Source organism: Puniceicoccales bacterium, assembly GCA_031283585.1.
Taxonomy (GTDB): domain Bacteria; phylum Verrucomicrobiota; class Verrucomicrobiia; order Opitutales; family LL51; genus JAIRTH01.
Map to the genome: position 1 here is coordinate 35,960 of JAITBP010000005.1, position 19,414 is coordinate 55,373.

At 43.5% G+C, this 19,414-nt stretch carries 21 protein-coding genes and 3 tRNA genes; 9 read left to right on the forward strand and 15 right to left on the reverse strand.

Going from position 1 to position 19,414, the window contains the following annotated elements; genetic code table 11:
* Positions 1-2: 2 nt before the first annotated feature.
* Positions 3-353 (reverse strand): hypothetical protein, encoded by a 351-nt coding sequence (locus LBB20_01160; GenBank protein ID MDR2735439.1) that lies wholly within the window; start codon positions 351-353, stop codon positions 3-5.
* Positions 354-603: 250 nt separating this feature from the next.
* On the opposite strand from LBB20_01160, the gene LBB20_01165 reads away from it, so the two are divergent.
* The 3 genes from LBB20_01165 (at position 604) to LBB20_01175 (ending at position 4,339) form a co-directional block, all read left to right on the forward strand.
* On the forward strand, positions 604-1,845 hold the full coding sequence (locus LBB20_01165; protein ID MDR2735440.1) for a type II secretion system F family protein: 1,242 nt from the start codon (positions 604-606) through the stop codon (positions 1,843-1,845).
* A 109-nt stretch (positions 1,846-1,954) separates the two neighbouring features.
* On the forward strand, positions 1,955-4,150 hold the full coding sequence (pnp, locus tag LBB20_01170) for a polyribonucleotide nucleotidyltransferase (GenBank protein MDR2735441.1): 2,196 nt from the start codon (positions 1,955-1,957) through the stop codon (positions 4,148-4,150).
* A 114-nt stretch (positions 4,151-4,264) separates the two neighbouring features.
* Positions 4,265-4,339, forward strand: a tRNA-Glu gene (locus LBB20_01175).
* A gap of 23 nt (positions 4,340-4,362) precedes the next feature.
* Here the strand turns inward: LBB20_01175 and LBB20_01180 are convergent.
* From LBB20_01180 to LBB20_01235, 12 genes are all read right to left on the reverse strand, one after another.
* Positions 4,363-4,959 carry a hypothetical protein gene (locus LBB20_01180; GenBank protein MDR2735442.1) on the reverse strand — a complete coding sequence of 199 codons (597 nt, stop codon included), beginning with the start codon at positions 4,957-4,959 and terminating at the stop codon, positions 4,363-4,365.
* 31 nt (positions 4,960-4,990) lie between these two features.
* Positions 4,991-5,064: transfer RNA gene (locus tag LBB20_01185), tRNA-Met, on the reverse strand.
* 64 nt (positions 5,065-5,128) lie between these two features.
* Positions 5,129-6,436, reverse strand: a complete 1,308-nt coding sequence (locus tag LBB20_01190; GenBank protein ID MDR2735443.1) for an AAA family ATPase — start codon at positions 6,434-6,436, stop codon at positions 5,129-5,131.
* A 50-nt stretch (positions 6,437-6,486) separates the two neighbouring features.
* Complete coding sequence (locus tag LBB20_01195) at positions 6,487-6,735, reverse strand: type B 50S ribosomal protein L31 (GenBank protein MDR2735444.1); 249 nt, start codon at positions 6,733-6,735, stop codon at positions 6,487-6,489.
* Between the two features lie 15 nt (positions 6,736-6,750).
* The gene (ykgO, locus tag LBB20_01200; GenBank protein ID MDR2735445.1) at positions 6,751-6,876 is read right to left on the reverse strand and encodes a type B 50S ribosomal protein L36; all 126 of its coding nucleotides are present in this window, start codon (positions 6,874-6,876) and stop codon (positions 6,751-6,753) included.
* Positions 6,877-6,928: 52 nt separating this feature from the next.
* Positions 6,929-7,732 carry a 3-deoxy-8-phosphooctulonate synthase gene (gene kdsA / locus LBB20_01205; protein ID MDR2735446.1) on the reverse strand — a complete coding sequence of 268 codons (804 nt, stop codon included), beginning with the start codon at positions 7,730-7,732 and terminating at the stop codon, positions 6,929-6,931.
* Positions 7,733-7,793: 61 nt separating this feature from the next.
* Entirely contained in the window at positions 7,794-9,131 is a 1,338-nt protein-coding gene (locus LBB20_01210) for a thymidine phosphorylase (GenBank protein ID MDR2735447.1), read from the reverse strand.
* Positions 9,132-9,251: 120 nt separating this feature from the next.
* Positions 9,252-9,770 carry a phosphatidylglycerophosphatase A gene (locus LBB20_01215; GenBank protein ID MDR2735448.1) on the reverse strand — a complete coding sequence of 173 codons (519 nt, stop codon included), beginning with the start codon at positions 9,768-9,770 and terminating at the stop codon, positions 9,252-9,254.
* The gene (gene pgsA / locus LBB20_01220) at positions 9,760-10,341 is read right to left on the reverse strand and encodes a CDP-diacylglycerol--glycerol-3-phosphate 3-phosphatidyltransferase (GenBank protein MDR2735449.1); all 582 of its coding nucleotides are present in this window, start codon (positions 10,339-10,341) and stop codon (positions 9,760-9,762) included. The genes LBB20_01215 and pgsA overlap by 11 nt, the downstream gene beginning before the upstream one ends.
* 22 nt (positions 10,342-10,363) lie before the next feature.
* Positions 10,364-11,026: an OmpH family outer membrane protein gene (locus LBB20_01225; GenBank protein ID MDR2735450.1), complete on the reverse strand. Its 663-nt coding sequence runs from the start codon at positions 11,024-11,026 to the stop codon at positions 10,364-10,366.
* 85 nt (positions 11,027-11,111) lie between these two features.
* Entirely contained in the window at positions 11,112-11,546 is a 435-nt protein-coding gene (locus tag LBB20_01230) for a beta-hydroxyacyl-ACP dehydratase (protein MDR2735451.1), read from the reverse strand.
* On the reverse strand, positions 11,546-12,211 hold the full coding sequence (locus tag LBB20_01235; protein MDR2735452.1) for a hypothetical protein: 666 nt from the start codon (positions 12,209-12,211) through the stop codon (positions 11,546-11,548). Before LBB20_01235 ends, LBB20_01230 begins: the two co-directional genes overlap by 1 nt.
* A gap of 158 nt (positions 12,212-12,369) precedes the next feature.
* Between LBB20_01235 and mgtE the strand changes: the two genes are divergently transcribed.
* The 6 genes from mgtE (at position 12,370) to LBB20_01265 (ending at position 17,647) form a co-directional block, all read left to right on the forward strand.
* A complete protein-coding gene (mgtE, locus tag LBB20_01240) occupies positions 12,370-13,743 on the forward strand; it encodes a magnesium transporter (GenBank protein ID MDR2735453.1) in 1,374 nt (457 codons plus the stop codon).
* A gap of 62 nt (positions 13,744-13,805) precedes the next feature.
* Positions 13,806-14,276, forward strand: a complete 471-nt coding sequence (locus LBB20_01245; GenBank protein MDR2735454.1) for a type III secretion system chaperone — start codon at positions 13,806-13,808, stop codon at positions 14,274-14,276.
* Between the two features lies 1 nt (position 14,277).
* Positions 14,278-15,105, forward strand: coding sequence for a hypothetical protein (locus LBB20_01250; protein ID MDR2735455.1), 828 nt, complete (start codon positions 14,278-14,280; stop codon positions 15,103-15,105).
* 61 nt (positions 15,106-15,166) lie between these two features.
* Complete coding sequence (locus tag LBB20_01255; protein MDR2735456.1) at positions 15,167-16,312, forward strand: 8-amino-7-oxononanoate synthase; 1,146 nt, start codon at positions 15,167-15,169, stop codon at positions 16,310-16,312.
* Complete coding sequence (locus LBB20_01260; protein ID MDR2735457.1) at positions 16,309-16,941, forward strand: alpha/beta hydrolase; 633 nt, start codon at positions 16,309-16,311, stop codon at positions 16,939-16,941. The genes LBB20_01255 and LBB20_01260 overlap by 4 nt, the downstream gene beginning before the upstream one ends.
* Positions 16,919-17,647 (forward strand): methyltransferase domain-containing protein, encoded by a 729-nt coding sequence (locus LBB20_01265; protein MDR2735458.1) that lies wholly within the window; start codon positions 16,919-16,921, stop codon positions 17,645-17,647. The genes LBB20_01260 and LBB20_01265 overlap by 23 nt, the downstream gene beginning before the upstream one ends.
* 15 nt (positions 17,648-17,662) lie before the next feature.
* On the opposite strand, the gene LBB20_01270 is transcribed toward LBB20_01265, so the two are convergent.
* Positions 17,663-17,739, reverse strand: a tRNA-Pro gene (locus LBB20_01270).
* A 132-nt stretch (positions 17,740-17,871) separates the two neighbouring features.
* Entirely contained in the window at positions 17,872-19,398 is a 1,527-nt protein-coding gene (gene murJ / locus LBB20_01275) for a murein biosynthesis integral membrane protein MurJ (protein ID MDR2735459.1), read from the reverse strand.
* Positions 19,399-19,414 lie beyond the last annotated feature (16 nt).

Consider the following 19,414-nt stretch of genomic DNA (forward strand, 5'->3'; position numbering starts at 1 on the left):
GTTTATAAAATTTCATCCTGCCGCTTGTCAAAAAATACCTGTACATCAGAAAATATGGTAAACTTTTTATCACCATGGCCAACAAATTCCCAATCATTACCAATAACCGAAAACCCACTACCGGTCACAAGGATAGTTCCTTTACCAACAGCTTCCTCATCCTTTATTGAAACATTTGCCTCATCCGCCATGGCCAGAAGGTCGAGCATATTGCTGCCAGCCAACGCTATGGTGCGCATTTTAGCTGAAGAAATCCTTACCTTATTATCGTTAATTATATCCGCCTTCTCACCGGAAAACTCCAAAATTTTATTCCCCTCATCATCAAAAACAGGCAACAAAAACCTCGTCATGGGAATAATGGATGCTTCACAGAAAAACCCCGGGGCTAATGTCACGCAAATAGCCGAAATGACTGAAATGACTGAAATATAAAGAATTATCACTTGACCTGGAACAAATAGAAACAGATAATACAATATTCTCAAACACAAACATACAAATGACAATACCATTTTTCACAAATACAAATTATCCAAAACCAATGACAATAATCCACATTTGCGTTGATTGAACAAAAAAATATAATATTATGAAGATAATATGGCTACTTTTAGTTATACGGGATTGGACTCCTCAAAGAAAAAAACAACTGGCACCATAAATGCTAATGATAGAAAAGATGCCGTAAGAATATTGAATGCCAGAGGGATACAAATCACCTCCATAGCTGAAAAAGGCGCCGGTGGTTTTGGCGGTGCAAAAACCGACAAGGCTTCTGGTAAAAAAAGTGGCATTGGGTTTGGAGTAAACAAATCAAAAATAGCCTATAATTTTATAAAAAAATTCCTGCAGTTATACGCCGGAGGTCTCGCCGTCGGCGATGCGGTAAAGATAATGCGCGTAAGGACTAAGAACCCAGCTGAACAGGTAATCGCCGAATCAATTCACAAGGACATATGCGAAGGTAAAACCATTTCTGACGCCATGAGAAGCTTCAGTGATGTGTTTGGAGAAAACATCGTGTGTATGATTGAAGCCGGTGAAAAAACCGGAAATTTACTGCCAATAATGCGTAACCTGTTGGATTTCCTTGAAACCAAAGAAGCGATCAAGAAAAAGTTCATATCCGGCATGTCCTATCCGATCGTTGTTTGCTGTGTCGCCACGGTGGTAGTACTGGTCTTTTTATTTTTCCTCATGCCTAAGATAGAGAAGATGCTATCGTCACTTGGTGGAGATATGCCATTGATCACAAAGGTGTTGATGGCCGTCGCGAATTTCGCTCTGAGCTATGGCCACTGGGTGCTGCTTTGCGTCATCGCAGCCATTTCGTTGCTAATCAGTTTCAGAAGAACACCAAATGGCAAGTTTGCCACCGATTGCTGGATGTTGAAAATACCTTTAATCGGCGCGGCTATAAAGGAAAATTACTACTGCCAAACCTCCAATCTTCTGGGCACATTACTTGGCAGCGGAATAAACACAACCGAAGCGATGAAGTTAACCGAAAATTCATCATCGAATACACTTTTTAAGAAAAATTTCCTGGAGGCAAAAAAACAAATACTAGACGGCGTATCGCTATGTTTGGCCTTCGAAAAAAACAACGTGTTCCCAGAATTAGCCCTGGACATATTATCCGTCGGTGAAAATACCGGCGATATTGCATCTTCTTTCAAAGAGGTTTTCCATATATATAATCAGAGCTTGAATGACAATCTGAAAAGGATGACCAATATCATTTCTACCATGGCCATGGGCTTTGCCTTTGGATTGGTTGCAGCACTGGCATTGAGCATAGTCACGAGCGTCATGAAGTTGAGTACCACCATGGCAAAGTAGCAAAAAATAGCGAAATAATCTACAAACAGGGTAAAATTCTATCCTATTTGCCAGGTATCGAGTTTTATTTCCTTGAATTCAATTGGTGTTATTTTTAGCATAGCTTTCGATGAAACAGTTATATAATGTAAAAGTAGATGGGCTGAATATGGATTTTTCGACCGGAAGCCTTGCTAGGCAAGCCAATGGTTCAGCAGTAGTAACCTGTGGGGAAACGAGTGTATTTGTAAGCGCAGTGGCGGCAAATTCTGTGGAATCAGACCAGGATTTCTTCCCATTAACCGTAGATTACAGGGAAAGATTCAATGCATCGGGGAAAATACCCGGCGGTTATGCCAAACGCGAAGGCAGGCCATCGGAAAAGGAAATTCTAACATCCCGGCTCTGTGATAGACCACTCAGGCCATTGTTTCCAAAGGGGTTTATTAACGAAGTCCAAATAATCGGAACATTATTGTCGGCGGATTTACAAAATGAAGCCGATGTACTTATGGTCAACGGAGCTTCGGCGGCACTTCTGTGTTCTGACATACCCTGGGCTGGCCCGATAGGTTGCATAAGATTGGGATACGTTGATGACGAATTTGTTGTGAACCCTACAAACGATCAAATGTTGGAATCCAGGCTTGACTTGATATACGTTGGTAATGAAAGAGATATGATGATGATCGAAGGAAACGCCGATCAACTTTCGGAAGAAAAATTCATAGAAGCACTGGAGTTTGCCCAGGAAAAAATCCAGCCAATAATATCTGCACAAAAAGCTCTTGCCAGGGAATGTTCGAAGGAAAAAAGGCAGTTTGAATTGAAGGTTATCGATGAAAAAATTTTTAAAATTTGTGAAAAACTAAACGATGAACTCGCCGCTGCCGTATTCCAGAGCTCTAAGATTTTAAGGGAAAAGGCTGTAGCTAACGTTGAAGAGAAGGTCAAAGAAATGTTGACTGCCGAATTTGGCAAAGATGAGTTCGACGAAACCCAGGCGAATCTAGTCATGGAAAAGCTACAAAAAAATCTATATAGAAAAAATATCATTGACCATGGCCGACGGGTCGATGGCCGTAAGATCAACGAGATCCGGCCCTTATCATGTCAGACCGGCGTACTTCCCTGCGTCCATGGATCGGCTATTTTCCAACGTGGTGAAACCCAAGCGCTTGTAACTACGGCACTTGGATCCAGCCGCGATGTACAAGAACTCGATGCCATAACCGGTGGAGTCGAGTCGAAGAGCTTTATTCTTCATTATAATTTTCCACCGTTTTCCGTTGGCGAAACGGGTAGAACCGGAGGTGCTGGCCGCCGAGAAATAGGCCATGGTGCTCTGGCGGAAAGGTCTTTGGCACCGGTTCTCCCACCGGAATCCGAGTTCCCCTATTCCATAAGGGTTGTGTCAGACATTCTCGAATCAAACGGATCTTCTTCCATGGCAAGCGTTTGTGGTGGATGCCTAGCGCTTATGGATGCCGGCGTACAAATAACGGCACCTGTATCCGGCATATCCACGGGCCTGGTCACGGAACTGGACAGGGATGGAAACATCGTTAAGCATGTGATTCTGACAGACATAATAGGCGACGAGGACCATTTCGGCGACATGGATTTCAAGGTCTCTGGGACGGCCCGGGGCATCACCGGCTTTCAGCTTGACCTGAAAATCAAAGGCCTCCCGCTTTCCATCGCCAGGGAAGCCATATTCAGGAACAAAATAGACCGGGCGAAAATATTAGAAGCTATGTTGGCTGTGCAACCTAAACCAAGAGAAGATCTTAGAGAAAACGCACCGAGAGTAAAGGCGTTGAAAATAGACCCGGATAAAATCGGAGCGCTGATTGGACCGGGTGGCAAAAACATAAAGAGGATAACGGAACTCACTGGCGCACAAATAGATATAAACGAAGACAATAGCGGAAATTTACTGGTCTTTTCGAACAACAAGGAAATGCTCGATCAGGCCATTTCACAGATCATGCTGGTTTCCGCTGAAATAGAGGTGGGCAAGACCTATCGCAGCATAGTCAAATCCATGAAAGAATTTGGCGTCTTTGTCGAGTGTATCCCTGGCAAAGAAGGACTTGTGCATATTTCCGAGCTTGATGACAACCGGATCGAACGTGTGGAAGATGTGTGCAATATCGGCGACGAAATAATTGTGAAGTGCGTCGGAATTGACGATAATGGCAAGGTGAGACTGAGTCGTAAGGCCGCACTTTGCGAAGCCCGCAACGAAGCCTATGAAGCCAAATTGCCTCCAAAAAGGAACAATAATACCAACAGGCATCGAGGAAAATTTGCCCGAAGATAGTTCTCTATAGCGTTCATCCGCACAGAATTACAGAACAAACTCCCAATCAATTTGGCAATTTCAATCAAAAGAAGTTGACTTGTTGCTTTTTCATTAGATTTTGCGATTTCATCTGCCCTTATCGTCTAGCGGTCAGGACGTCGGATTCTCATTCCGAAAACCGGGGTTCGATTCCCCGTAGGGGTGCCAGTTTAGTATGCAAGTCGTTCTGCCTAAGCAAGTTTCCACAAATAAAAAGAGGCTATGGAGCAATAGGGTGAATAAAGGGCCCTGGAAACATCTAAGTCATTTTGGCTTAATTCGTTACATTCATTTAGCTTCATTAGACCTTTTCGGATACCCAGATCTCGCCAGCTGAACACGTTTTTACGCCCTAGCGAAAATATTAGCGTCATTTCGGCGGTCCACACACCAATGCCCTTAAGTTTCACGAGCTCGGCTACCACGGCTTCGTCAGCCAGAGTGTGAAGCTTCGAAAAGTCGACAGCGCCATCGGCAACAGCCTTGCTCAAACCAAATATGTAGGAGGCTTTCCTTTCGGATAACCCACACTCGCGCAAAGAGTTAGCGTCACATTCACAGATGTGGTCAGCGGACAACCCACCGAATTTATTGGACAATTTTTTAAGAATAGCATTAGCAGCAGCTTTTGAAATTTGCTGACTAACCATACTAATGACAATGGCTTCGAACACATCCCTGTTTATGGAAACGTCTATGTGCCCAATTTTGTCAATTACGACGCCAAGCTTCGGATCACGCTGTTTCAGATAGTTAATCTCAACATCATTATATTCAAACACTTGCATTGGCAATTCCGTACATGACAAAACCACCGGGGTGCAGGGCTTGGATTTGAACCAAGGACCTTCAGGTTATGAGCCTGACGAGCTACCAGACTGCTCCACCCTGCATCGAAGATTTAGTTTTTATCTGCGTTTAAAGTGGCAAGTCAATCAAATTTCTTCATAAAATCGACTAAAAATTTTCCTCTTTGGACTTTTCGATCAATTCGGCCAACAATTTGTCCGGATCATCGATATCATCGGCGGAAATGTCCAATACTTTTACCGACGTGGACGGCAATTCAAATTTAAGATTACGAAATATTCGCTCCAAAATTGTCAACAATCCCCTGGCTCCGGTCTTTTCCTTCTCGGCCAAGTCGGCTATTTTTCCCAAAGCCTCCTCGGCGACACTCAATTTTATGCCATAGCCGGCAAAATCATCGATGTACTGCTTCAATATGGACCCTTTTGAGGAAGTCAGAATTTTTTTGAGTTCGGCCTTGCCCAGAGCCCTGCAAGCCACTCGCACCGGTAGCCTACCGATAAATTCTGGCTCAAATCCATATTTTATAAGATCCTCAGTACTAACTTGTTGCAAAACATCGAAATCATCGACCATGGTTTTGCTATCGGTTCCGCCAAAGCCTATCTTGGTATGGCCCAGACGCTTAGCTGTGATTTCCAGTATACGATCAAAAGCCCCGCTAACTATGAACAGGATATGCTGCGTATTTATCTTCTCGGCCTTATTTTTCCTATTGAACGAGCTTGTCATAAACGCCCGCATTTGGTTCATTATGTCGGTCTGGCTCAAGATGTTAACATCTGTCTCTTCCATCAATTTCAGTAGATTTATCTGCACGCCACGGCCGGATATATCACGGGTATCGCCGGACGAAACGTTGGCAATTTTATCGATTTCATCTATGAAAATAATACCATACTGGGCCAAATCCACATTGCCATCGGCGGCCTTGACCAGGTCCCGAACCAAATCGTCCACATCGGCGCCCGCATATCCTGTTTCGGAAAACTTTGTGGCATCGGCCTTTACAAAAGGAACGCCGATTAGCCTGGCGATGGTTTTGACCAGATAGGTCTTGCCCACACCGGTAGGCCCAAATAACAACAGGTTCTGTTTATTGTAGTCATTGTCACGCAGGTGCTTATCGCCCTCGGAAATACATCTCCGCACATGATTATAATGGTCACACACCGCCACGGCCAACACCTTTTTGGCCTCATCTTGATAGATCACAAATTTATCGAGATATTCCTTAACTTCAATGGGTTTTAGATTGAATGACTTTATTTTACTAACGGTATCCAGGTCCCTTTCTCCGCCGGAAGGTTCGTCACCACCAGCACTTTTATCTCCTTCGGGATTAATTTTTGTTGAGAAAGACACCGTCCCAACACCACTTTTTTCAAAAATTTCACCAAGCTTTTTTGTAATCTCCTCAAGCGGATTACCTGAGCCTCTAAAGCAGTATAACATGCTCGAATAAAACAACAACCGTTCTGCTAGACAATCAAAAAAGTAAACGACTATTTTCTGCAGCGTCGGAATTTCGAATTAAACTTCTCCACTCGACCAGCCGCATCAACAAATCTCTTCTCGCCGGTATAGGCAGGATGGGAATCGGACGTAACATCCTTGACCACAACATAATACTCCACACCCTCGATCACTTCCTTTTTCTTTGAATGGACCGTGGACATGGTAAGAAACTTCCTTCCGGTCGATATGTCCACAAAACAAACCGGCCTAGACTCTGGATGTATTCCCTTTTTCATATTGACTCCAACCACTCAGCCTTGTCGAGCCTTAAACCTAGGATTTGTTTTGCAAATCACATAAACCCTACCTTTTCGACGAACAACTTTACAATCCGGATGACGACTCTTAGCCGATTTCAATGATGCGACCACTTTCATACTCAAAGGACAGCGAATTACAGCTTCGCCAGATGTCAAGAAAAATTTAAAATTAACACTCCATTGAACGCCTCAGCTCCCAAAATTTCGCACAATTATTGATAATGTCGCCAATTTTATCCACATGGATCTGGTTTGCCGCATCCGATGCAGCCCTGTCAGGATCCGGATGGGTTTCAAAAAAAACACCATTGGCACCGGCGGAAATGGCTGCATAGGCGAGGGTCTCGGCAAATTCCCTGCTACCGAGCGTAACACCTTCTCCGGCACCGGGTTTTTGAACACTATGCGTGGCATCAAAAATTACCGGCTCGGCATGGTATTTCATCAGGGCTATATTTCTCATATCAACCACCAGGTCATTGTACCCAAAAGTTGTACCCCGCTCTATTTGCCAAACCTCCTCGGCTCCAGAGACTTCCAGTTTGTTCACCACATATTTCATCTCTCTGGCCGACAAAAATTGACCCTTTTTTACCGAAACCACGGCACCGGTTTCCGCCGCCGCAATCAACAGGTCTGTCTGCCGGCATAAAAACGCCGGAATCTGCAAAACATCACATACGCGTGCCGCAACCGCTGCCTGATCAGGTAGATGTATATCGGTGGTCAGGGAAAATCCATAATTGGCCTTTATCTTTCCAAGAATTTTCATGCCCTCGACCAGACCAACACCACGCTGGCTGGTCACAGAAGTCCTATTCGCCTTGTCAAATGAAGACTTGAAGATTAACTGGATACGATCATTTGCATCCACAATTTTAGCCAATTTTTCGGCCACATCCATCAACAGCCTCTCAGACTCTATCACACAGGGCCCTGCAATCACTAAAAGTCTATCTCTGTTATATAACACGGCTGAACTAAAGCCGTTGGCACAAAATAGTCAACAATCGACCACCGGCTAGATAGATGCTTCAGGCCACGCGTTCGACAATCAAGTCATTCTGGGCGGGCCTCTTAGGAGCCAACCTGTAGGCAGCCCGAAGAAGCTCAATGGATGATTCCAAACTTATTTCGTCATTATAGTGGATCATCATAAGTGCCTCACCTTGTTTGACTTGAGTTCCAACCTTCTTAATTCCAGAAACACCCACCGAATGGTCAGTGCTACCATCCATTTTTTTGGATAAAATCTGTACACCTCGTGCAATCATACCCGAGTCAATGGTATGAACATAGCCCCGTTTGGCAGCCGGTAACTTCTTTATATATTTGGCCTTAGGAAACTTATCAGGATCATCTATATAGGAACCGTCACCACCCTGGGCCTCGATCAATTCCTTCAGCTTGTTCAGGGCAGTACCGTCCGTTAAGTGTCTACGAACCATTTGCTTAGCTGATAATGTCGATCCGGCGACTCCGGCCAATCGGACCATCTCCATGCCCAGTCTCAATATCAATTCATCGAGGCTAGGATCGGACTCACCTCGAAGTATCCGCAGTGCTTCTTGCAACTCCAATCCGGTTCCCACCGAATCACCCAGAGGCTGATTCATATCAGTCACTAGCGCAACACACTTACGATTCATTGACCGGGCAACTCTGGTTACCATCCGGCCGAGTTGTTTAGCATCCTCCACATCCCGGACATAGGCACCATTACCCCACTTAACATCAACGATCAAGCCTTCGGAGCCCTCGGAAAATTTTTTGCTCAGCAGGCTCGCCGTCAGCAATGGAATGCTTGGGATCGTACCAGTCTCTTTCCGCAGCTTAAACAAAATATTGTTTATGGGCGTAATCCGCGGACACTGTTCCATAATCGCACAGCCAATTCGCTTTACCTGTTCTGCAAATCGTTCGTGAGTAATATCAGTCGTAAAGCCAGGGACGGATTTCAACTTGTCCACATCACTTATCACAAAACCCTCTTCCTCGCCGACCATGGACGGCACAGCTATGCCGCAGGAAGCCGCCAGTGGAATCAAAATCAAGCCGGCCTTGTCACCCACTCCACCGGTAGCGTACCTATCCAATTTAGGGCGAGTTATTTTTGGCAACTCAAAAACATCACCGGTAAGCATCATTTCTTCAGCAAAAACCGCAGTTTCCTGGGGCGACATGCCTTTAAAATATATGGCCATGGCCAAAGCCGCCAACTGATGATCTAAAATCTTGCCATTCAAAATAGAATCAGTTATATACCGGATCTCTTCGTCCAAAAATTCTTCGCCATCTCGTTTCTTTTCAATGAGATAGGCATATGAAAGTTTCGAAAAATCCTTAATCAGAATTCCACTACTACACTCCACAAAATTTCCTCCTGGATAACATTAATCGATAAAAGACGCAACCAACCGCCATGTCACTTCTTAATTTTTACGCTATTTTGTCAAGACCTAACTGTTTAATATTGACAAATTATGGCACACTTAGCTCAACAATCTACTGGCAATAAATAAGGAAATTGCTGTATAAACTGCCGCTATAAGATCGTCAATCACAATTCCAATTCCGCCATTAAAATTTTGTAATTTTTTTATACCTAGTGGCTTAACAATGTCGAAAAATCTAAAAAATAAAAATCCACCCAGGAGTATCATCCACATTTTAAACCTGGGTTGCAATGCATCGCTTGTCACAAAACACACTGGCATGGCGACCATTTCATCTAAAATCACACCGGCTGGATCCTTTTTTTTTAACCTAAGCTCAGCCTCGCCACATATAACAATTGCCACGTAAACACTGACAATAACTTTTAACAAAAACCATGAAAAATTGTCTCCGTAGAAAAACAAAATATACCATAACAATCCCAGGCCCGAACCGACGGTACCCGGTGCAACGACTCTCTCGCCAACAAAAAGCGTGGCTAGGCCCACCACAGTCTTCGAACTAAGTGTTTTAATCCAAACCGGCCGCAGTATACCATGCATACTAATCCGCATTAAAAATATCCTTGTATTTCCTGAAGTACAATATCCCAGACACCAGGGTAAGGATGGACGCAACCAGAAACAAAATCAATCCGGCATAGTAAAAAAAAACTATCACTGACCTGGGTACAACCGAAGCCCAGTCTCTGGACAGGGCTTTCCAAATTATTAAAACCCCAACGGATACTATTTGAATCACGGTCTTTATTTTTCCTAATTTTTCCGCCGCAATAACAATACCTTCGGAGGAAGCAATCAATCGTAATCCGGTCACAATAAACTCTCGGCCGATGACCAATAGGACAAAAAAAAGCGTCCACTTTGGCAACATCCCCAACGCCAGGATCGATACAAATAATCCAATCATGAATATCTTATCCATCAGCGCGTCCATGAATTTACCAAAATTTGATACCATATCACAGCGTCGAGCTAAATAACCATCTAGCCAATCGGTCCAGGAAGCAAAAATAAATACAAATAACCCAATGGTCGACGCAAACCTCACGTCAACATACAGAAGAGCCACCACAACGAACAGTGATGGCACTCTGGACAAAGTCACACAGTTCGCAATATTCACTATATAAAAATGAAATGACCGGTTATTTCGCTGCTTTCACAGTTTCAACACCATTATTATTGGCCTTAGTACTAGACACATCCACCTTATCGTCTGGCTTAGGAGCAGATGCGTTTAATTTTTCAAGTATCTCATCGGAAAGATCCAACGAATCATCGGCATAAAAAATATCCTGGTTGGCCTTATTTATAACCATCACAACGTTCTTCGCTTTTGCGATTTCTTCCACAGCCTTTTTTATAACGTCTACCTGCTCCATCAACCTAGATTGTTGCATTTGAAACAGCTGAGTATCAGCTTCGTTTCTAAACTTATTCACTTCCATCTCCTTTTGAAGCAGCTCCGTTTCCTTGGCCTCGGCTTCTTTTTTAAATTTATCCTTGGCCTCATCAGCTACGGCCGGGTTTTCAGACTTAGCTTTAAGCTCATCCAACTCTTTCCTAAGCTTAGAGCTCTGGTCTATCATAGTCTGCAATTCCTTCTTAGCAGCTTCTACCTTGACGGCTAGCTCATCGCCTATTTCACGAATCTTATAATATCCTCCCAATACCTTCTGCGCATCAAAAACCCGAATATTACATCCAGACCCCTTGGTATCACAATTATTACCAGCATTAACCACAGCTCCACAGACGAGCAATATCAACGAACCAATACAAACCACAGGTATCAATAGTTTTTTCATATTAACATTTACCATAAACTTATCGAAATAATTCGATTTCACTCAATTATGCAATAAAATTTTAAAAAAGATTTCAACCAATATTTTATCTAGAATCCGTAAAAGCAATCGAAAACCCAATTGAAACGTCTACTTTTTTATCATGGAAAGCTGACCCTCGCATCATCATAAACTTTCCCATGGACTCCAAAAATTCTGCCTTTAACATCACCGTACTGCCAGGTAAGACAATCCTCTTAAATCGCGCATCATTTATTTTCGCCAGCACAGGAGTAATACCTCCGATTGGCCCAGAATCTTTCGCCAATTTATTGATTGCAAAGAAAGCAGCCACCTGGAATATGGCTTCGCACAGTATTACCCCGGGTGTTATTGGCTGACCGGGATAGTGCCCTTTGTAAAAAAATTCATCCTTTTTGAATGTTTTTTTACCAATCGCGTGGCCATCACCGACTTCCAGGATCTCATCCACAAATAAAAACGGCGGCCGATGGGGTATAACATCTTTTGGGTCAACCATTAGTCTAACACCTCCAGGCCCTGTAGTTCATCATCATTCCAATTTTCACCGGACATATCTATGGGCTCCTCCTCAGGAATATCATAGTCTTCAACAAACTCATCATCCGTTGAGGTATCCTCATCCAGATCATAACCGGCAGGGATGTAATCCAATATGAAAACAATCTCATCGAACAAATGGGTCGCTGAACCAGCCATATATCTCTCATTTTGCACATCCCTGATACTTTCCTCCAGCTCCTGGGGGTCGATGGGGCGATTGAATTCCAGCAGATCATTTAGTAATTTGACTCGCATAAGGATTATGTGATCCACAAACTCTGCATAGGGCCCCTCGTTTTCAGATATCACATTTGGCAGAAAAAACAATTTTTCGACAGACTCCAGTGCTTTGGCATCAACCCGGGCAAGCTTGACCTTATTATCATTGATAACATCTTCTATACGAAATTTATAGAAAGCATTATCCAGTATATCCTCTCTGAATCCATAGGCTTTCAATGGAGCAACAAGATCGACAATGTAATCGAATTGTTTTGGATCTATAATGCTTAAACAATCCACATCCCATTGAATATCACTACTGATCTTATCGACCCACCAATTAAAATCATCTCCTAACCGAACCACACACCATTCAAGATTATCTTTATTTGACACCATTTACATTAAAGTTAGCTAAATGTGCCAATATTAATCCCACCCTAGGCGTAAAGTAAAAAATTATATAGTATTCATTTTGGTATCGCAGAATCCACAATTTTTGTTGTGCAATAAATATAATATTTGTATTATTTTTAATTCAGAAGTCTACTTATAAAATGGCCGAAACAACTCAAGACTATAACCAGAAAAACCCTGATCAATATGATTTCGAAGAACTTCTGCAGTTGCTCGAGATTGGCATCGATTCAATAGACGTTAGGAAACTTTCAAATACGCCACCGGCTGATGTGGGTAAATTCCTTGAACGCCTACAACCAACGGAACAGCAGTTTATAATACAAAAACTGTCATCAACCATTGCATCGGCAGCCCTGGCATCCATGGCACCGGACGATTCGGCCGAAATAGTAAGAACCATGAGAGATTTCCGGGCCGTCAAAATCATCGAAAAACTGGCACCAGATGATGCAGTTGATCTATTTTTAAATCTCGAAGTCAGAGACAGGGAAAGGCTTATAACAAAACTGCCAAAAGAAATCGGTGCCACCATACGGAACCTGCTCAAATATGATCCCAATACGGCCGGTGGCGTCATGACTCCCTATGTAACAACCCTACGGGTGTCGATGATCGTCGACGAGGCCATACAGCATATCAAAAAAGAAAAAAATGAAACGGAAAATACTGATACTCTATATGTTATCGACCATCAACGGAAATTGGTTGGCACCACATCCGTAAGGAATCTAATATGGGCCAATTCGGATCAAAAGGTGGCCGACATTATGGACACAGACATTAGCCATGCCTGTAATTATCAGACCGAAGACAAAAAAGTCGCACAAATAATGACCGAATCCGGCCTGCAAACATTACCAGTCATCGACGGCCAGGGCAGATTGTTGGGAATCATTACCCACGATGACGTCATAAATATACTCCAGGAAGCCGCCACGTCAGACATACAGAAATTCCATGGTGCTGGTTCCGATGAGACCATAAATGATTCCATCAGCTATAGCGCCAATAGACGCATACCATGGTTAATCATAAACCTTTTCACGGCAATGATTTCTACAAAAATAATATCCACATTTTCAACCCAGATACGGGAGATGACAGCCCTGGCAGCATTCATGAACCTCACCTCAGTCCTCGGTGGAAATTCCGGAGCCCAAACATTGGCAATCGCCATAAGAGGCTTTGCCCTAGGAGATTTCCACATCGGAGATGCTAAAAAAGTTTGCCTGAGGGAAGTCATTAAAGGCTTCATAAACGGCCTGGTGGTTGGATCGGCTGCAGCAGTTATATCATTGATATGTAGGCACAGTTGCCTATTTGCCTGTGTCATATTCATATCAATAGTATTGAACATGATAATGGCCGGCCTCTGTGGCACAATTATACCCATTGTGCTGAGAAAACTCCAATTTGATCCGGCCAGTAGCTCCTACATTATGCTCACAACCATTACGGACTCCTTCGGCATATTTGTGTTTCTGTCACTTGGAGCAATGATTCTAGTCTGACGATGTTTTTAGATTGAATCTTTCACCATATTTTTTACAATATATTCCAAGAGGATATGGCTATGGAAAATAGAGCTTTTATCAATGGAATGCTTGGCGAAGTCGGTAGATCCCTAGGACTTAATTTAAAACTAAGGGACGATGGCCTTTGCATCATAAAGCAAGATCAATTTGAGACCGAATACATTATTGAACTTTCCCGCACCGCCGCTCTGCTGCATATATATTCGCCGATTGGTGATCTACCACAGACCAACAAGGCCGATGCGCTGGAATATCTCCTGAAGCTGAACCTCCATGGACTAGAGACAAATCAGTGCACCATCGGCCTGGATGCGCATACAAACAAAATCGTGCTTTCCTATAGCATATCCACTGAAATTCTCAATGCAAATCTGCTATCAAACGTGATTTGCAATTTTTTCACAACGGTACCAAAAATATTGAAAAAAATAGAAAATTTCGTCCAGTCCGATCCACAACAATCATTTGAACATTCAGATAACATAACCCAACTGCTTACGATAGTGTGAGATGAGTGACGACCTCACAGTCCATTCTTCCAGTAATACCGATAGGATAAGTATAATAAACGACTATCTCGATGCGGTAAATCAGGAGACCAAGATAGAAAATCCAACGATTTCGACAGTCGGCGAGCTTAGCATTGGCACAGAATCACTTACGGATGCACCAATGGGTGTGAACCTAGCCGGTCTTAGGGTAACAGACGATCCGCCAAGCATCAGCTCCGTGGGTCTGGTCCAGCACCAGGGAAATGAGCACAAAATAGATGTCAACGACGATGACCATGATGGTGTCCCGAATTATATTGACGCAAAAGACACTGATAACCAACCAGCCGTAGATAGCGACAAGGATGGCATCCCGGATGACGTCGATGTAACCGGAAGTGCATCCGATGTTAAACAATCCCATAGGAATGAAAGCGCTTCTGCAGAACGAGTTAGATCATCGTTAATGTCCGCTCTAATGACATTCTTGCAGTTCGATTTCAGTCTACTCCTTGGAGGAGCTGATCCCAGCGATAACGAAGCCCGCAAAATCGGTGCATTGGCCCAAACATCGCTTGGAATAACAACGACCAAAGAAGCCAAGGTCGCCGACATGGACAATTCGCGAAACGTACACCAGGAGATGCGTCAACATAAAATCAGGGCTAATCTAGGCAAGCGTCGAAACCTTGAAAATGAAGTGCTGACTGACACCAGGCCACTATCCGGCGTAACAAAAAATAAATTCAAGGAATTGGAAAAACCACTCATGGCATCGCAGAAAGATCTTGGCATTAAAAGTGCAGTAATCCAGGATCAACCTATCAAAAAACCTCCCATGATATAATAGAAGGCCAGAGCGAAGAGGCAGAGGCATTAAATTACTTGAATTTCGCCCAATTTGTATCATGGTGGGGGTTGCGATCGAAATGAATGCAGCCAGCCAGATGGTTTCTAATTACACAAATTATCTAGCCAAATTAGAAAAATCTGGCCTGTTGAGATCGCTCAAAGCACAGCACCAGGGTGGACTGGATTTTTCCAGCAATGACTATCTGGGACTGGCCAACTCCCCAGCCCTCTTAGAAGCCGGTTATGAAGCAGCAAGACTCTATGGCTCAGGAAGTACCGGATCGAGGCTTTTGTCCGGCAACAGTGATCTATTCGAAGATTTTGAAGCCCAAATAGCCAAAGACTATGGAACAGAAACGGCACTGCTATTCAATTCCGGCTTTGATGCCAACATCGGGATTATTCCAGCCATTTCGGACAAAACCAGCCTAATCATCTTCGACAAATTAAACCATGCGAGCCTATATCAGGGTGCCCTGCTTAGTGGAGCCAAGTTATTACGCTACAACCACTTAGATTACACGATGCTTGGCGAAATTTTGAAAAAAAATATAAATAACCACGGAACGATTATCATCGCATCGGAGACTGTGTTTGGCATGGACGGTGACAGGGCAAACCTGAAAATTTTGGCTGATCTATCCAGCAACTATAACGCCATCTTATACCTAGATGAAGCCCATGCCATTGGACTGCAGGGCAAAAACGGCTATGGCCTATCAACGGACTTCGATCTGGATAAAAACAGAACGATTATCCTGGGAACTCTCAGCAAAGCCCTGGGCTCAACCGGAGCCTATGTGGCTTGTAATTCTTTGATTAAAAACATGTTAATAAACAAATGTCAGAGCTTCATCTATTCGACAGCCCTGGCCCCATTTTGCATTGGAGCAGCGGCCCGGGCCTGGAAAATAGCCAAAACCATGACAAAAGAACGGAGGGCACTGATTGAAACATCTACCCGACTGAAAAATTATCTCAAGGACCTTGGATACAATGTGTTAGGAAACGGAACCAACATAATCCCAGTCCTATTCAACGGCCCGAATGAAGTGATGAAAAAGAAAGAAGATCTATGCAAAAACGGCCTGCTGGTATCGGCCCTGCGAAGGCCGACCGTAGCCAAACCACGCCTGCGCATCGCCGTCAATGCTAGGCATACCCAAAATGATATCACAAAACTACTAAGTGCCTTCTCATGAACAGCTACACGTTTATTTTAGCCCATGGTTTTGGCTTCGATCACAGCTATTGGGGAAATTTTATCAACCGGCTGAATGGTCAAAAATGGATGTTTTTCAAGGACAATTTGGTCCTGGATCCCAGGGAAAAATATATAGGGCTGGGCCATTCCCTTGGTTTTGCAAAGCTAAGCAACTCAACACTAAATTTCGATATCCTAGTGGGATTGCAGTGTTTTTGCAACTTTCTTGGCAACGGTGAAAAGCTTCGCCGACTTAGAAAGCCCCACCTTGACCGTATGGTTAGCTCGGTTCATGACAACCCAACGGCCCACCTGGAACAGTTTTACAATTCCTGTGGCCAGGGCATAATTCCCAAATCCAAACCGGATACCGACCGACTGGCGATGGATCTGCAAATGTTATATAACTCCTTCCTACCTAGGCAATTGCCAACGCTCATCATCGGCGGAACGAAGGATGAGATCGTTCCAAAATCATTAATCGAGGACAATTTTCGATCCCACAGCCAGGTCACAATAAAATATCTGGACCTGGCCGGGCACACCCTTGGCTATGATCTTGCCAGTGAAGTCATTAAAACCCTAATTGAATTCATTCGGGACCATGAATCACCTAATCGGCAGTAAATTCGACCTGGCTGCTGAACACTACGACGCCCAGGCCATTGTACAGAAAGAAACCGCGATACAACTCGTTGGTATGGTTCGAGATTTACAGGGAACCCGCTCGGTGCTGGACGTTGGTTGTGGCACAGGGTTCGCAGCCATCGAAACGCTAAAATATTTTCCCAATGCCAAACTCCAGGTCCTGGACATTTCCAAAAAAATGCTAGCCATTGCCAGGCGTAAGCTCCAGGGCCATAAGGTGATATACACCGAGTGCGACGCCGAATCCCAGGAGTTTGGCACGAACTTCGATCTGGCCATTTCAAATCTCTGTGTCCAATGGTTCAACAACCTCGAAAAATTCATCCAAAAAATACTAAAGGTCTCAAAATATTTCGCATTCTCAACCCTGGTCGATGGTAGTTTTAGAGAATTTTCAAAAATATTTGAAACCAGTGGGAAAACTTCGCCGTTACTTAACTACAAGACCCAGCAGGAGTTAGAGGGTATTTGCCAATCTTTTGGAGAAATAATAGCCAGCCAGACAAAAACCTTCAAACTATCATTCCCTTCGGCCCAGGCCGCCGCAATGCATTTCAAAAAAATAGGAGCAAACATAGCTAGTAATAATTCTAATAACGCGCTCGCGCTGCTTAACCATCGATCTCCGATTAACCTAGAATACAAGGTATACTTCTGTCTAATCAGGGCAACAGCCACCAATTAAATTAAATAAGTATTTTGGTCGGGCTGGAGAGATTCGAACTCTCGACCCCTTGCACCCCATGCAAGTGCGCTACCAGACTACGCCACAACCCGTTCAGCATATACTAACCAAACCTAATGCTGGTCAATAACCATTTACAATTACCTGACTTTTCAACCAAAAAATCAAAAAACGAAAAAACAAAAGAAACAGAAAAAACAAAAAAACAAAAAAAACAAAAAGCATCAAGGTTTGGTTAGGATTTTTTTAAATCCAAGCAAGTAGAGTGACACCAAATAGGAACCAACTCCAACCGGAACACCGACCAGGATGGATAAAACACCGTATAGTTTTTCTGAGCAAACCGCATTTTTTAACCAAGTACAGCAAAACACCACAACGGTTGACATAATTAGGCAGGAAAAAATCACCGTGGATAACGTGTCATACAGATTTTTGAGCCTAAACAAATGATCTATTCTAATAAGAAACAGATATAACAAAACCGTCTGCACAACCACAGATAACAGGTTGGCCATGGCCACTCCCTTCACCCCATATGGTTTCATAAGTATCAACGTCGCAATAAAATTCACTATAAAACTAACCAAGGATATATATACCGGAATTTTCGTATTTTTCATGACATGGAAGCCTCGAACAAAAAATGTGGACAGTGCATAAAACACCATGGCAATCATGAACACATATACCACAGGTAGTGTATCAAGCATATCGTCCAGGCCAAAATTCCCATATTTAAACAGAACGATAAAAATCTCACTTCGTAGGACGATTATCCCTAGGGCAGCCGGTAGTACTATAGCAATGATCATGTTCGCGCCACGCTGAAAAGCTGCAGATAATCTGGCCCTATCATTTTTTGATGCAAATTTTGACATGTTAGGAAACATCACCGTTGTAATGGCCACAACAAACACGCCCAGGGGTAATTCCATCAACCGATTAGCCAAATATAGTATGGACATCGCGCTATTGGATAACCCAAAGGCTAACCATCTGGACACAGCTATGTTTACCTGCATTATCGATGCCCCGACGAAGCCGGGTATAAATAATTGCTTAAGCCTATGAAATTGAGGGCTCGTGCCCAGGTCAAATTTTACACGCCAGCCAAGTTTATAAAGCTGGATCACCGGCAGCATTAGCTGGACCACTCCACCTGCAAGTACGCCGGCGCACAGCCAGTAAATCCTACTCACCAGTCCATATTGGCAGTAATAACCGGATATATAGAAAAATACAATCATGCTCACATTTAGCCAGATAGCATTCATCGATGAAAGAAAATACTGGCCAAGCACATTCAGAACCGCAGAAAATATCGCAGCCAAACATACAAAAATCATATAGGGTAACAATAGCGCCGAAAAGTTAAGGCTATAACGCCACCTGTTGCCAATCTGATCCAGGCCCAGGGCAAAAAAAACACCTATAATCAGCATACCCGACGCAACTATCCCTAGTAATATTAACGCTACCCTGGTAACAGTCTTATTCAAAAGAGAGAAAGCTGACTGTAAGCTGTTCTTGTGAAACTCATCCGAAAACACCGGAACCAATGCCGACGTCAATGCACCTTCACCGAATAGCCGTCTAAAAAGATTCGGCAGAGTAAATGCAAAAATAAACGCCGAGTTCTCTATGCCGGTACCAAGTGCAGTAAACGTCAATATATCTCTCCACAGTCCGAAAATTCTCGAACTTAAGGTGATGATCGCCACAATAAATATATTGTTCAAAACGCCCATTCACTATTATAGGCTC